Genomic DNA, 2,684 nt, shown 5'->3' with positions numbered 1-2,684 from the left:
CGAAGACGGCCGCTCATCGCGTCGTGGCGCCGCTGGTGCGGACCTATATGGATATCGCGGGACTGGTGACGTCGAGCGTGAGATAGGCAATCCTTCCCTCTCCCCTTGTGGGAGAGGGTGGATCGAATGCGGAGCGTTCGAGACGGGTGAGGGGTAGCCACAAGCTCGGAGCCTAGCCGTACCCCTCATCCGTCTTCGCTTCGCGAAGCCACCTTCTCCCATAAGGGGAGAAGGAAGAGGAACGCTTTAAGCCGCGCGTACCGCGTTCAGGAACTTGCCGACTTCATCCTTCAGCCGCGTCGAGTCCGACGACAGCGATTGCGCTGCGGACAGGACCTGCGTCGAGGCTGAACCGGTCTCGCTGGCACCGCGCTGGACGTCGGTGATGTTCGACGACACCTGCAGGGTGCCCTGAGCAGCCTGCTGGACGTTGCGCGAGATCTCCTGCGTCGCGGCCCCCTGCTCTTCCACCGCGGACGCGATGGTGGATGCGATCTCGGACATACGGCCGATGGTGTCGCCGATCTCCTTGATGGCGCCGACGGATTCCTGCGTCGCCGCCTGGATACCGGAGATCTGGGTCGAGATTTCTCCGGTCGCCTTGGCGGTCTGCTCGGCCAGCGCCTTCACTTCGGAAGCGACCACCGCGAAGCCGCGGCCCGCTTCGCCTGCACGTGCCGCCTCGATGGTCGCGTTCAGCGCCAGCAAATTGGTCTGGCCGGCGATGTTGTTGATCAGCTCGACCACGTCACCGATACGGGCGGCGGCGCTGGCGAGCTCGCTGACACGATCATTGGTCTTGCGCGCCTGATCCACGGCCTGATTGGCGATATTGGCGGATTCCTGCACCCGACGGCTGATCTCGTTGACCGACGACGCCATTTCCTCGGTTGCCGACGCAACCGACTGCACATTGGTGGAAGCCTGTTCGGACGCGGCGGCGACGGTGGTGGTCAGTTCCTGCGAACGTTCCGCCGTGGCGGTGAGCGTGGTGGCCGACGCCTCGAGTTCGGTCGATGCTGACGACACGGTTTCGACGATCTCGCCGATCATCGCCTCGAAATTACGCGTGATGCCATCGACACGACGACCACGCTCGATCTTGGCTTCGGCATCGATGGACGCCGCTTCGTCTGCCGCACGCTTGTCGATCAGCGCCTGTTTGAACACCTGCAGCGTATCGGCCATCGCGCCGATTTCGGTCTTCTCGCCCTGGTGCGGCACATGCGCGGTGAGATCGCCGGTGCCGAGTGCCTGCATCGGCTTCACGATGGAGGCGATACCCGACGACACGTCACGCACCAGATAGATGCCGACGGCAATACCAATGACCGCGGAAAGGCCGATGATGGTCATGACCATCAGGAACGCCGAGTTGTAGCTATCGACAGCCTTCTCGCCAGAAGCAGCAGCGCCCTTGTCGTTGAATTCGATGGCCTTGCGGAGAGCAAAATCAGCCTTGGACCCGAGCGGATTGATCACATTCAGGTTCAGCTCGTGCGCTTCCTGACTGGACTTGCCGAGATTCTTGCGATTGAGCGCGAAGACTTCCTTGCTGCGCGTCAGATAATTGTCCCACTCCTTCGCCCATTCATTGAAAATAGCGCGCTCTTCAGGCGAGGAAACCAGCCTGTCATAGGTGGCACGCTCTTCGCCCACGCGCTTGACGATGACGTCGATGCCCGTTTCGGTCTTGCCCATCTGCTCGGCATTGGCGGCCAGGATGTGAGCGCGGACAAGATTGCGATAGTCGATGGTGCTCGCGCGCAGACCGCCCAATACACGAATGCTCGGCAGCCAGTTCTTCTGGATCTCCGACGAGTTGGTATTGATCATCTGCATTTTGCTGACGGCCAGAAGACCCATGCCGGTCATGGCAATGAGCAGGAACGCGATGACGGTCGTGATCTTGGCACGAATGGAGAAGCTCGCGAGCATAACTATCCTATCCCTCGGTTTTCGACCGTTGGCTGAGCACAATGACAAAGCTGGATTTTTTTGTTTCCGCGAAGAAGCAGCATCGACTGCCGACGTCATGGGCGGATTGGCGTCAGAATTTCACTTTCTGCGCCTGCTACCTTGACGGTAGAAAGTTAAAAACAAGTGGAGTTGTGCGCACTCGCCGTTGCGTTCCGGCCTGCGCAATCGATTGAGAAACTCAAAGAAAAAGGGCCGGCGTTGTGACGCCGGCCCTGATCTGAATATTGATGATCAGGCTGCGCGCACCGTATCCAGGAAGCGACCCACCTGCTGCTTGAGCCGGCCGCTTTCCGACGACAAAGACTGCGCCGCCGACAGCACCTGCGATGATGCGGTGCCAGTCTCGCTGGCGCCGCGCTGGACATCGACAATGTTCGACGAGACTTCGCGGGTGCCATGCGCCGCCTGCTGAACATTGCGGGCGATCTCCTGCGTGGCTGCGCCCTGCTGTTCGACCGCTGACGCGATGGTCGAGGCGATCTCCGACATCTGGCCGATGGTGGTGCCGATCTCCTGGATCGCCGAAACCGATTCGTCGGTGGCCGTCTGGATGCTCGCGATCTGTGCGCTGATTTCCCCGGTGGCCTTTGCCGTCTGTTCGGCCAGCGCTTTCACTTCAGCGGCCACGACGGCAAAGCCGCGACCGGCATCGCCCGCGCGCGCGGCCTCGATCGTCGCATTAAGCGCCAGCAGATTGGTCTGGC

Annotated in this window: 2 protein-coding genes; both read right to left on the bottom strand. The window is 61.2% G+C overall.

The window, feature by feature from the left end:
* Positions 1-246: 246 nt before the first annotated feature.
* Positions 247-1,938 (bottom strand): methyl-accepting chemotaxis protein, encoded by a 1,692-nt coding sequence (locus ACIQ2A_RS25915; RefSeq protein ID WP_398484956.1) that lies wholly within the window; start codon positions 1,936-1,938, stop codon positions 247-249.
* Between the two features lie 273 nt (positions 1,939-2,211).
* Positions 2,212-2,684, bottom strand: a 473-nt coding sequence (locus ACIQ2A_RS25910; protein ID WP_398484954.1) for a methyl-accepting chemotaxis protein, incomplete at its 5' end; no start/stop codon positions are given.

The sequence above is a fragment of the Tardiphaga sp. genome (genome assembly GCF_044336785.1).
GTDB lineage: Bacteria > Pseudomonadota > Alphaproteobacteria > Rhizobiales > Xanthobacteraceae > Tardiphaga.
Note: the sequence above shows the minus strand (reverse complement) of the source record. Positions and strands in the feature narration are given on the sequence as shown.